This window comes from Kitasatospora sp. NPDC127035 (assembly GCF_042726075.1).
GTDB lineage: Bacteria > Actinomycetota > Actinomycetes > Streptomycetales > Streptomycetaceae > Kitasatospora.
In genome coordinates this window covers 26,382-36,102 of the sequence record NZ_JBHXDN010000019.1, presented here as the reverse complement: position 1 = coordinate 36,102, position 9,721 = coordinate 26,382, and the positions used below count along the sequence as shown (strand labels likewise).

Sequence of the window (9,721 nt, the reverse complement as noted above, 5' to 3'; positions counted from 1 at the left end):
CGGCGACGCGGTATGCCGGATTTCGACGAGGGTCCACGGGCCTCCGGCCGGCGCTCCCGCCGCCTGTCGCCGCCCCCTCCGCGCCTCCCTGCTTTCCCGCCGACCTCGACGCCTCCCACGCGCCCGCACCCGTTCCCACACCCTGCGCCCCGCGCCCTGCACCCTTCCCCGCACCTCGACGTCCTTCCCCTGCGCTCCGGGCCGTCCGTCCGGGTAAACTGCACCGAGTAGTGCAAATGAGGCCTGAGGAGGGACCCGCCCGATGAGCGCAGCGAACCCGGCACCGACCGCCGGCTCACGCCGGATGCCGGAGAAACGGCAGGCCATCGCCCGCGCGGCGAGCACGGTGTTCGGGCGCGAGGGCTACACCCGGGCGAGCGTCGACGCGATCGCCACCGAGGCCGGGGTGTCCAAGCGCACCATCTACAACCACTTCGGCGACAAGGAGAAGCTCTTCCTCTCCGTCGCGCTGGAGACCGCCGGCGAGCTCACCGAGATCGTCGCCGCCCTGGCCGACCGCCATCTGCACAAGATCGTCGACCTGGAGGCCGACCTGATCGCCTTCGCCGTCGACCGCGCCAAGGCCGTCCTCGCGGCCGGCGAACACTACGCGCTCGGCCGGACCATCCGCGCCGAGGCCGGCAACATCCCGCCCGACGTCCTGAACGCCTGGCTCGCCGCCGGCCCGCTCGCCTCCCACCGCGACCTCGCCGCCCACCTGGTCCGCCTGGCCGGCCAGGACCTGCTGACGGTCGACGACTCCGACCTCGCCGCCACCCACTTCACCCTGCTCACCTTCAGCGGCGCGGCCGACCAGTCCTTCTACGGCGCCGTCCCGATATCCGACGCCGCCCTCCACACCACCGTCTCCACCGGCGTCCAGGCCTTCCTCCGCCTCTACCGCCGCACCGCCCCCCGCCCCGCCGGCGCCTGACGGCCACCCCCACCCACAACCCCCCACCCCCGCGTCCCGCCCCACCGCAGCTGCCGCCGCCGACCGGCACCGGCAGCGGCCTCGGCACGGGGAAAGCCGCAGGTCGCACGACCTGCGGCCGGACCGCGATGAGCGAACGGACGAGACGGCCCGACCGGAGCAGCCGGGCCCGCCCCGCTCAGGCCGTCCGCCCCCCGTTCCCCAGCGCCACGCGCGCGGGGATCCAGGTGCCCACGGCGGCGAGCGCCGCGCCGCCGACGACGACGATCACGAGCTGGGTGACCGGTACCGCCACCGGGGCGGTGCCCCGGGTGATGCCCCGGGCGTAGGCGGTGAGCACCCCGAAGGCGATGCCCAGGCCGAGGACCGTGGCGATCGCGACGGAGGCCGCGGTCTCCCAGCCGAGCATCCGCCGGACCTGGCCGCCGGTGGCCCCGGTCAGCCGCAGGGCGGCGAACTCGTGGCGCCGCTCGGTGATGCTCATGGCCAGGGTGTTGAGCACGGCGATGGCGACGAAGGCGACGATCAGACCGAGCGTCACGTAGCCGATCTGGGCACTCGTCCGGTCGCCCGCGGACTGGGCGGCGACGCGGTCGAGCACGCCGATGCCGGGCTCGGTCCGCAGCGCCGCGGCCAGGGCGTCGCGGGTGACGCCGTCCCCCCGGACGAGCAGGCTGTCGTCGAGCGGGACGTCGACGTGCGCGGCGACCGGTCCGTGCGCCAGGGTCAGGTCGCCGAAGGCCATCCCCCGGGCGTACAGGGCGACGACGGTGACCTCGTACGGCGCGCCGTCGGCGAGGGTGAGCCCGACCCGCTGGCCGATCCGGTACCCCAGCCCGTCCGCGGCCGCCGCCGTCCCCTCCGCCAGCCGGCCGAGGTCGCCCGCGGTCACCCCCAGGTCGAGGGTGTCGGACAGCCGCTCGGGCGTGACCGCCTGCACGCTGCGCTTCTCCAGACCGTCGCGCACCTGGCTGTGGAGCACCCGGGTCACGGTCCGGACGCCGGGGACGGCGGCCGCCGCCGCGGCGACGGAGGAGGGGACGCGGGGCCCGACCACCAGGTCGGCGACGTTCCCGCGGTCGCGCTGCGCGCTCGTCGCCCGGTCGACGGTGGTCCCGGTGAAGAGGATGGTGCAGGCCATCGCGATCAGCAGCGTCAACGGGGTGACGACCGAGGCCAGCCGGTGCGCCGCGGCCCGCAGGTTGTGGGCGGCGAGGTAGCCGCCGACCCGGGACGCCCGCAGCGGCAGGCCCAGGACCGCCGCACCGGCCCGGGCGACCGGCGGTCCCAGCAGGGCGAGCGCGGTGCACCACAGCAGGACGGCGTTGAAGCAGACCGGGGTGGAGGACTGGTCCGAGTGCAGCACGGTGAGCAGGACGGTGAGGACGACGGCGCCGGCGGTGGCGACGGCACCGAGGACGATCCGGACCGGGCCGATGCGCGGCGGCCTGGACTCGGCCTCGCCGAGGGCCTCGACCGGCTTGACGGCGGTGGCCCGCCGCGCCGAGATCCGGGCCGCGCCCCAGCCCGCGAGCAGGGTGGCCCCGGCCGCGGCGATCGCGGGGAACGGCGAGAGGACGACCGGGAAGTTCGCGGGGATCACGTCCAGGGAGACGAACCGGTCGTGCAGCCGGTCGCCCAGCGGCACACCCGCGGCGGCACCGAGGATCCCCGCGGCCAGGCCGACCACGAGCGCTTCGCCGCCGATCATCTTCCGGACCTGCCGTCCGGTCGCGGCGACCGCCCGCAGCACCGCGATCTCGCGCTGGCGCTGCTGGATCGACAGGGCGAAGGTGCCGACCACCACCAGCAGGGCGACGATCAGGGAGGTGCCGCCCAGGACGGCGCCCATGCTGATCAGACGCACCTGGGCGTTGGCGGCGTCGGGGAACTCAACCCGCCCGCGCTCGTCGCCGGTGCGGACCACGGCGACCGGGCCCCCCGCCGCCCGGAGCAGTTCCCTGACGTCGTCGGCGGCCGAGGGCGAGGACGGGAACACCCCGATCGCGCTGACCAGACCGTCGTGACCGGCGAGCCGACGGGCCTGCTCCGGGGCGAAGTACACCCCGGCCTGGGCGGCGAACCCCTGCGTGGTGACGCCGACGACGCGGACGGTCGACGACCCCGTGGCGGTGCGGACCTGCACGGTGGAGCCGACGGAGAGGTGGGACCGGGCCGCCGTGGCCGCGTCCAGCACGACCTCGTCGGCGGCCGACGGCGCGCCGCCCGAGGCCAGGGTCAGGCCGGACAGCGGCGCCGACTCCCAGCCGTGGCCCCACGAGTTGCGCGTGGGCCCGCCGGGCAGCAGCACGGGGAACATCACCTCGGTCGCGACGGCCCGCACCGAGGGCAGCGCCTCGATGCGCCCGGCGAGTGCGGCGGGCACCCAGGCCCGGTCGGTGATCGGCTTGGCCTTCTCCCTGGTCCTCCCCTCGCCCCGGTCCTCGACGTGGTGGACGTTCTGGTCCCCGGTGACCACGACCGGTGCGGCCGCGTACCGTTCGGGTTCGACGGTGCCGAGGATCCCCGTGGTCAGCAGCGTTCCGCAGCCGCTGACCAGGGCCGCGGCGCAGAACAGCGCGACGAACGCACCGGCGAATCCGGCCCTGCGGTGCCGGAGGGTGGCGAGGGCGAAGCCGAGCATCATCGGTTCCACGCTCCCAGGCGGATCATGCGGTCGGCGACCTTGGCGGCGGTCGGCCCGGACATCGTGTCGGCGACCCGGCCGTCGGCCAGGAACAGGACGTCGTCGGCGTAGGACGCCGCGACGGGGTCGTGGGTGACCATCACGACGGTCTGGCCGAGCTCGTCGACGGCCTGCCGGAGCAGGGTGAGGACCTCACGGGCCGTCATGGTGTCGAGCGCACCGGTGGGTTCGTCGGCGAAGAGCACCTCGGGATCGGAGACCAGGGCCCGGGCGATGGCGACGCGCTGCTGCTGCCCCCCGGACAGCTGGCCCGGGCGGTGCCCGGTCCGCTCCTGCAACCCCACCCGCCCGACGAGTTCGGCGAGCCGCGCGGCGTCGGCCCGCCGACCCGCGAGGCGCAGCGGCAGCGTGATGTTCTGCTCGACGGTCAGCGCCCCGACGAGGTTGAACGCCTGGAACACGAACCCCGCGCGCTCCCGGCGCAGTTCGGTCAGCTTCGTCTCGCTGAGCCGGGACAGGTCGGTGTCCCCCAGCCGGACCGTTCCGGACGTCGGACGGTCCAGGCCCGCCGCGCAGTGCAGGAACGTGCTCTTGCCCGAACCGGACGGCCCCATCACCGCGGTGAACCCGCCCTTCGGCAGCCGCACCGTCACCTCGCGCAGCGCGGCGACCGCACCCCGCCCCTTGCCGTAGACCTTGCTCACTGCTTCCAGCGTGATCGCTTCGCTCATGCTCCTCAGCCTGCCGATCCCCGGGCGCCCCCGGCAGGGACGGGATCACGAGCCACCCGTGACATCGTCACGGGTAGGGTCGGCGCATGATCAGACTCCTGCTGGCGGAGGACCAACACGTGGTGCGCAGCGCGCTGGTGGCGCTGCTGGAGCTGGAGCCGGACCTGGAGGTCGTCGCGCAGACGGGCTCCGCCGACGACGTGGTGCCGAGGGCGCTGGTCTTCACCCCCGACGTCGCGGTGCTCGACATCGAGATGCCGGGCCGGCTGGACGGGCTGCAGGCCGCTGCCGCGCTGAAGGAACGGGTTCCGGGCTGCCGGACCCTGATGCTCACCTCGAACGGCCGGCCCGGGCTGCTCCGCAGGGCCCTGGAGGCGAAGGTCGACGGCTTCCTGCTGAAGACCGCCCCGCCGGAGGAACTGGTGGCGGCGATCCGGCAGGTGGCCGGCGGCGGACGGGTGCTCGACCCGGGACTCGCGGTCGCGGCGTGGGACCTCGCCGACAATCCGCTGACGCCGCGGGAGAACGACGTGCTGCGGGAGCTGGCCGAGGGCGCCGAGCCGCCGGAGATCGCGACCCGGCTGCACCTGTCGACCGGCACCGTCCGCAACGTGCTGACCGCGGTCGTCGGCAAGCTCAACGCCCGCAACCGGACGGACGCGGTACGCATCGCCCGCGACGCGGGGTGGTTGTAGCGGCCGGCGCCGGCACGGTGGCCGTCAGTCCCGCGGCACCTCGGCGCGCAGCACGTACCAGCCGTCGTCCGGGCCGGCCGACAGGGTGCCGCCGATGGCGGCGAGCCGGACGGTCAGCCCTCCGATCCCCGATCCGGGTGCGCTGACGCCGTCCGGCACCCCGTCGTTCTCCACCTCCAGGCGCACCGAGTCCCCGTCCAGCGAGGTGGCGATGCGTGCGTGGCGCGCGGAGCTGTGCCGCAGGAGGTTGGTGACGGCCTCGCGGAGGACCACGCTCAGGACGGCTCCCGCGGCCTCCGGAACCGGCCCGTCGTCGAGTTCCACGGTGATGGCGGCCGCCTCCAGGACGGCCGCCGCCGACGCCAGTTCCGCGGCGAACGACAGCCGGGGGGCGGCGTCGACCACCGTTCGCAGCTCGCTCTCCCCGCGCTCGGCCAGACGCACGATGTCGCGCAGCTCGGCCCGGCTGCGGCCGGCGTCCGAGGCCGACAGCCGCCGGGCGAGCTCGGCCTTGAGCAGGATCGCGGTCAGCCCGTGGCCGAGCAGGTCGTGCAGGTCGCGGGCGGCGCGCAGGCGTTCGGTGACCACGGCGGCCCGGGCCAGCCCCGCCCCCGCCCGCTGGAGCTGCCGCACCAGGCGGACCAGCCGCAGCACCCCGTGGACGACGACGCAGGAGATCAGGACGTCGACGGCGGCGAACAGCCCCGGCACCGCGCCGCCGCCACCGGCCGCGCCGCCGCCGACCGTCCCGCCGGTGATCAGGCCGCCGGCGATCAGGCCGCCGGCCACCGCCGCCGCGACAGCGAGCGCCAGGCCGGCCCGGGGCGGCAGGGCGAACAGGAGCGCACCGGCCAGGATGCCGACCGCACCGATCCAGTTCCGCCCGAACCAGGGCAGCGGCAGGAAGGCGAGGGCCGCCGAGCCGAGCAGGAGCAGCCGGGCGGGGCGCGCCGCGTCGCGGGTCGCGTCGCGGGTCGCGAAGCGGACCTGGAGTCCGCAGAGCAGCAGCAGGCACGGGACGCCGAGGCCGAGCAGGGGCACCGGGACGAACAGGACGGCCTTGACGCAGAAGGTGCCCAGCACGAGGACGTACAGGCCGAGCACCGTCCGCAGTTCGGGCGGATCCGCCAGCGCCGCCGGGGCGGGGGTGGCCGCGACCTCCGCCTCGACGGCGAAGCGCCCGTCCGGCTCCAGACCCGCCGTCAGCGAGCCGCCGACGGAGCGGACCCGGTCGGCGAGGCCGTCGAGGACCTCGGCGCCGAGCGCGGCCGTCGGCACACCGTCGCTGACCACCCGCAGCACCACCCGGCCGGCCCGCTCGCCGGTGACGATCTCGCACCGCCGCGCGTCCCCGACCCGGACGACGGCGGTGACCGCCTCCCGCAGGACGGTCGCCAGTACCGTCCCGGCCGGTCCGAGCGGCTCCGAGTGCCCGATCCGGAGGTCGGCGGCGATGCCGGCGGAGGCGAGCAGGGCGCGGGCGCTGGCCGCCTCCGGGGCGAGCGACAGGCTGCGCAGCTCGGCCGCGGTGGCACGGGTCGCCGCCAGGGTCCGGCGGGCCGTGGCGATCAGGGCGTCCAGGACGGCCGGATCCTTCCGGAGCGCCAGGCCGCGGACCTCCCGCAGGCCCTCCGCGAGGCCGGCCTGCAGGCCGGCCGCGATCCGCAGCCGTTCGGCGGTCACCGCGGAGGCCGCCAGGGTGAGCCGGGCGGCGTGGACCCGCGTCGCGAGCAGCGCGAGCGTGGTGACGGCGTACAGCATGGCGGCGCCGATCACGAGGATGAGCATCAGGTCGACGACCGTGCGCGCGCTGCCCGACCGGGCCGCCTCGGTGAGCGCCGCCGCGCCACCGAGCAGGAACAGCGGGGTCCGGCGGCGCTCCAGCAGCAGCGAGGCGGCCGGGAGGCACAGCAGCCCGATCGAGACCCCGAGCGCAACGACCGCCAGCCAGCCGACGGCCAGCTCCGTGAGCGTCCAGGCCACGGGCGGCGCCGCGGGGACGGCCCGCCGCAGGCCCGGCTCGACATGGCGGAGCTGCACCGCCACCAGCAGCAGGCACGCCACGACGACCGCGAGCCCGGCACCCGGCTCCGCCGGCACCCGTGCGAGCCCCTTCAGGAGGTGCACCGAGGCCACGGCGGCGGCCACCCCGCCCACCAGCGCACGCGACGACCGCGGCGCGACGTCGCCGCTCGCTACCCCCTCCACCCGGGGCATGCTACGCGGAACCCGATCACCCCGGACGACGAGAAAGCCCCAGGCCGTGGGCCTGGGGCTTTCCTTGTGGAGCGGGCGACGAGAATCGAACTCGCACTCTAAGCTTGGGAAGCTCATGTTCTACCACTAAACTACGCCCGCCTGACGAGCCGTCAGAGACCGCTCGATCTGTGCCCACTGTACCCCATGGGTGACACCCGTTGCACAGCTGATCGGAGGCCGTGGCGGAGCCGCGGGGGGCGGTCGGCGAGGCGTACTGTGTGGGCCGCGTGAGAGCGCCGCGGCGGGCGGGGCGCGGGGCGGCGAGCCTTGGTGTGGAATGTCCGGAACATCCCCTAATGTGACGCTGGTCCCGTGGGCTGTCGCCCGTTCGGGGCGCGACGAGTACGGGTGAGTAGCGGGGTAAGGATGGGAAGGGGATCGATGGAGCAGCGCGCCGTCGTTCGTTGTGCCGAGGGGCACCTGTTCAGCACCACCACGTTCCCGATGCAGAATCTCGGGCCCGGCCGGCTGGGGCCGGGGCGGCTGATCCGCTGTCCGCAGTGCGGACGGCTGAGGAGTTCGGTGCTGGCCGATGTGCGGGAGCTGTCCGAGCCGCAACTGGCCCGGGCCCTGCAGCTGGAGGCCGCGGAGTTCCTGGCCTGACCGGGGTGACCGCGGGACGGTGGTGACTGGTGCGGCCCCGGGCGATTCGTCCGGGGCCGCGTCGTGCACGTAACCTCGAAGCGTGCTGCTCTCTGACAAGGACATCCGGACCGAGATCGACAAGGGCCGGGTCGTGATCGACCCCTTCGACCCTGCGATGATCCAGCCCTCCAGTATCGACGTACGACTGGACCGCTTCTTCCGGGTCTTCGAGAACCACCGCTACCCGCACATCGACCCCTCCGAGGAGCAGCCGGACCTGACCCGGCTGGTCGAGCCGGAGGAGGACGAGGCGTTCATCCTCCACCCCGGCGAGTTCGTCCTGGCGTCGACCTACGAGGTCATCTCGCTGCCGGACGACGTCGCCTCCCGCCTGGAGGGCAAGTCCAGCCTGGGCCGCCTCGGGCTGCTGACGCACTCCACGGCCGGCTTCATCGACCCGGGCTTCAGCGGGCACGTCACGCTGGAGCTGTCGAACGTCGCGACGCTGCCGATCAAGCTCTACCCCGGGATGAAGATCGGGCAGCTCTGCCTGTTCCGGCTCTCCTCGCCGTCCGAGCACCCGTACGGCTCGGAGCGCTACGGCTCGCGCTACCAGGGGCAGCGCGGTCCGACGCCGTCCCGCTCGTACCTGAACTTCCACCGCACCAAGGTCTGACACCGCGCGCGGCGGCGACCGCACGACGGCAGGACCGCACGGCAGCAGAGCAGAGCCGACGTGGGCGGTCGCCCCGGGAGACCGGGGCGACCGCCCACGGGCGTTCACGGGTGTTCCGCAGGTGCGGCGCCGGCGCTCAGGCGCGCTTCGGGCGGGTGACGGCGACCAGCTCGCCGCCGTCCACGGAGAGCCGCAGCTCGGTGCGGAGCTCGGTCAGCTCACCGAGGTGGTGCAGGTGGGTACCGCCGCAGGCGATCCGCGCCGGGCCCTCGGGCAGCTCGCAGTGCCACTGCCGGCGCGCGGTGAGCTCCGGGCCGGGGACGTCGATGCGGACCGGGGCGTCGGCGGCGACCCAGGCGGCCAGCCGCCGGTTGACGGCCTCGGTGAGCGCGGGAAGCGCGTCGGCGAGCGCGGGGTGGTCCTCGGTGGCCTCCGCGGTGAAGCCCTTCTTGCGGAGCGACTTGCCGAGCCGGTACGTGTCGGTGCTCGCCTCGGTGTCCATCACGGAGCCGGCCATGGCGAGGCTGTCGAAGTCCGGGTGGCCGAAGGCGTCGGAGCGGCCCGGGTCCTTGCGCCAGCGCGGGGCGAGCGCCTCGTTCAGGGCGAGGGCCAGCAGGTGGCAGCCGCTGTGGGAGGCGCAGAGGGCGCCGCGGCGCTCGGCGTCGACGGCGAGCGTGACGGTCCGGCCGACGATGTCGCCCGGGTCGGCCGCCAGGACGTGCAGGACCAGCCAGGACCACTCCTCGTCACCGCGCCGGACCGGGATGTCGGCGCCGACCAGCAGCTCGCCGCCCTCGGGACCGACGGCTCCGGTGAGGCAGTCGACGACGGCCAGCCCGGTGCCGTCGACGGTCAGGGTGCCGAGGTCGGCCGGCTGGTCGGGCCAGGTGTGGTCGAGCGGGTGGAACGGGGTCGCCCCGGTGACGACGGCGTACCGGCCGCCGTCCAGCGGGTGCACCGCGAGCACCGTCGACTCGCCGGTCACCGCCCCGGCCGGGAAGCTGACGTGGGTGGTGGGGAGGGTCATGCCTGGCTCCGTGCGGGTGAGGGTGGACGCAGTACGCGGACATGCGGACGGGCCCCGAGACGGGGCCCGTCGACCATTCTCCCCCGGCCGGAGGACGCCGGGAGAGGCCGGGAAGGAGGCGGAGAACCGGAGGGAGCCGGGGGAACCGGCGAGAAGGACGGCTCGGA

General features: G+C 75.1%; 8 protein-coding genes and 1 tRNA gene. 4 read left to right on the top strand and 5 right to left on the bottom strand.

Going from position 1 to position 9,721, the window contains the following annotated elements; translation table 11 throughout:
• Positions 1-262 precede the first annotated feature (262 nt).
• Positions 263-934 (top strand): TetR/AcrR family transcriptional regulator, encoded by a 672-nt coding sequence (locus ACFWIC_RS15785; protein ID WP_380518945.1) that lies wholly within the window; start codon positions 263-265, stop codon positions 932-934.
• Positions 935-1,112: 178 nt separating this feature from the next.
• On the opposite strand, the gene ACFWIC_RS15780 is transcribed toward ACFWIC_RS15785, so the two are convergent.
• Both ACFWIC_RS15780 and ACFWIC_RS15775 read right to left on the bottom strand, forming a co-directional pair.
• Entirely contained in the window at positions 1,113-3,581 is a 2,469-nt protein-coding gene (locus ACFWIC_RS15780; protein WP_380519066.1) for an ABC transporter permease, read from the bottom strand.
• Positions 3,578-4,312, bottom strand: a complete 735-nt coding sequence (locus tag ACFWIC_RS15775; RefSeq protein ID WP_329884895.1) for an ABC transporter ATP-binding protein — start codon at positions 4,310-4,312, stop codon at positions 3,578-3,580. The genes ACFWIC_RS15780 and ACFWIC_RS15775 overlap by 4 nt, the downstream gene beginning before the upstream one ends.
• Positions 4,313-4,398: 86 nt before the next feature.
• Between ACFWIC_RS15775 and ACFWIC_RS15770 the strand changes: the two genes are divergently transcribed.
• Positions 4,399-5,007, top strand: coding sequence for a response regulator transcription factor (locus tag ACFWIC_RS15770; RefSeq protein ID WP_329884894.1), 609 nt, complete (start codon positions 4,399-4,401; stop codon positions 5,005-5,007).
• A 24-nt stretch (positions 5,008-5,031) separates the two neighbouring features.
• Here the strand turns inward: ACFWIC_RS15770 and ACFWIC_RS15765 are convergent, their stop codons facing one another.
• On the bottom strand, positions 5,032-7,215 hold the full coding sequence (locus ACFWIC_RS15765; protein WP_380518940.1) for a histidine kinase: 2,184 nt from the start codon (positions 7,213-7,215) through the stop codon (positions 5,032-5,034).
• A 76-nt stretch (positions 7,216-7,291) separates the two neighbouring features.
• A tRNA-Gly gene (locus tag ACFWIC_RS15760) sits at positions 7,292-7,365 on the bottom strand.
• A 267-nt stretch (positions 7,366-7,632) separates the two neighbouring features.
• On the opposite strand from ACFWIC_RS15760, the gene ACFWIC_RS15755 reads away from it, so the two are divergent.
• Together ACFWIC_RS15755 and dcd are read left to right on the top strand one after the other, a co-directional pair.
• Positions 7,633-7,869: a hypothetical protein gene (locus ACFWIC_RS15755; RefSeq protein ID WP_329948342.1), complete on the top strand. Its 237-nt coding sequence runs from the start codon at positions 7,633-7,635 to the stop codon at positions 7,867-7,869.
• 82 nt (positions 7,870-7,951) lie between these two features.
• Positions 7,952-8,527: a dCTP deaminase gene (dcd, locus tag ACFWIC_RS15750; RefSeq protein ID WP_329884891.1), complete on the top strand. Its 576-nt coding sequence runs from the start codon at positions 7,952-7,954 to the stop codon at positions 8,525-8,527.
• Between the two features lie 136 nt (positions 8,528-8,663).
• On the opposite strand, the gene ACFWIC_RS15745 is transcribed toward dcd, so the two are convergent.
• Positions 8,664-9,554 (bottom strand): metal-dependent hydrolase, encoded by an 891-nt coding sequence (locus ACFWIC_RS15745; protein WP_380360731.1) that lies wholly within the window; start codon positions 9,552-9,554, stop codon positions 8,664-8,666.
• Positions 9,555-9,721 lie beyond the last annotated feature (167 nt).

Coding starts and splice junctions, on each gene's coding strand:
- ACFWIC_RS15755 (WP_329948342.1), top strand. CDS start 7,633: ATGGGAAGGGGATCGATGGAGCAGCGCGCCGTCGTTCGTTGTGCCGAG.
- ACFWIC_RS15745 (WP_380360731.1), bottom strand. CDS start 9,554: ATGACCCTCCCCACCACCCACGTCAGCTTCCCGGCCGGGGCGGTGACC.
- ACFWIC_RS15770 (WP_329884894.1), top strand. CDS start 4,399: ATGATCAGACTCCTGCTGGCGGAGGACCAACACGTGGTGCGCAGCGCG.
- ACFWIC_RS15785 (WP_380518945.1), top strand. CDS start 263: ATGAGCGCAGCGAACCCGGCACCGACCGCCGGCTCACGCCGGATGCCG.
- ACFWIC_RS15775 (WP_329884895.1), bottom strand. CDS start 4,312: ATGAGCGAAGCGATCACGCTGGAAGCAGTGAGCAAGGTCTACGGCAAG.
- ACFWIC_RS15780 (WP_380519066.1), bottom strand. CDS start 3,581: ATGATGCTCGGCTTCGCCCTCGCCACCCTCCGGCACCGCAGGGCCGGA.